This window comes from Thermogemmatispora sp. (genome assembly GCF_042408735.1).
Classification (GTDB): Bacteria; Chloroflexota; Ktedonobacteria; order Ktedonobacterales; family Ktedonobacteraceae; genus Thermogemmatispora.
This window is the reverse complement of record NZ_JBHOQV010000100.1, coordinates 1-1,195: the sequence shown is the minus strand read 5'-3', so window position 1 is coordinate 1,195 and position 1,195 is coordinate 1. Positions and strand designations below refer to the sequence as shown.

The window sequence follows — 1,195 nt, the reverse complement described above, 5'->3', positions numbered from 1 at the left end:
CGTCGGCCTCCCGACCGTCATGTCCTGCGGGGGCCACCTGGATGAGCGACGCGGCCTGCGGCTGCCCTGGGTGGACATCGGTCCGCAAGACGCCGCCTTTCAAGCGCTGGTCCAGGAAGAGGAAGCGCTGCGCCAGGAGGTCTGCCTGGCTCATCAGCGTCTCTCCGCGCTGCGCGAGCAGCAGGCTGGAGAAGAAGCGCTCCTGCTCGAGACCCAACAGCAGGTCGATGCGCTTGCTCGTCGCCTGCGTGCGGCCCAGCGAGCGTTGGCCGTCCGGCACCTGCCGCTCCGCGCCAGGCTGGTGCAGTACCTGAGTCGGTTCTATGAGGGAAGGATGGTGCCTTTCGATCGCCGCCTGATCCTGACCACGGGGCTGTACACGCGCCTTCAGAACCAGGGAGCCATCGACCTGTACCTGGAAGTCTCGCCGGAGCTTCAGCGCCAGAAGCTGGAGGAGTATCGCCAGGAGATGCGCGATTTCACCGCCTTCCTGAAGCAGCTCTATTGCTCAGGCCAGACAGAGCCAGAGGAAGCATGAACCAGCTTGCAGGCCTCGCCTCGGGCCAGGAGGGAGCCGGTTTCGAACAGAAAGGAGACGCCGATGGAACCTCACGATGACTCATCTCGCCCGAATCCCGTCCGCCCACTGCAGCGCGGACGCTCGACCTACATCCTCGATGCCGAGAACGTTGGGGAGCTGGCCCGCCTGATGCAGCAGGATCGGCTGCTCACCGAGGCGCTGGGGGGCCTCTTGCCCGAGGAGGGGATCAGCCTCCCCGAGACGGGCCGCGTCCTCGATCTGGCCTGCGGTCCCGGCGGCTGGCTGCTGGAACTGGCCTTCTGCTTCCCGCGGGCCACCTTGCTCGGTGTCGACATCAGCCCGACGGTCGTCGAGTATGCCACCACTCAGGCCCGCTCACGGGGCCTGGACAACGTCCACTTCCAGGTCATGGACGTCATGGAGCCGCTGGCCTTCGAGGACGGCTCCTTCGACCTGATCAATGGGCGACTCCTGTGGGGCTTCATGCTGCCGGCGGCCTGGCCGCGGCTGCTGGCCGAGTGTCGCCGCCTGCTCAGACCGGGCGGCTTCCTGCGCCTGACCGAGATGGAGGAGCCGCTCTCCACCAGTCCGGCCTTTGAGCGGCTCATGGCCCTGGGCTGCCAGGCCCTCAAGCGGGCCGGCCAGAGCCTGTCT

Annotated in this window: 2 protein-coding genes; both read left to right on the top strand. The window is 67.2% G+C overall.

Translation table 11 applies throughout. The features are described 5' to 3' along the window. The coding region (locus ACFMO7_RS08760) for a hypothetical protein (RefSeq protein ID WP_376795111.1) at window positions 1-538 on the top strand (538 nt) is incomplete at its 5' end. Window positions 539-601: 63 nt separating this feature from the next. Next, on the top strand, window positions 602-1,195 hold a 594-nt coding region (locus ACFMO7_RS08755; protein WP_376795110.1), incomplete at its 3' end, for a class I SAM-dependent methyltransferase.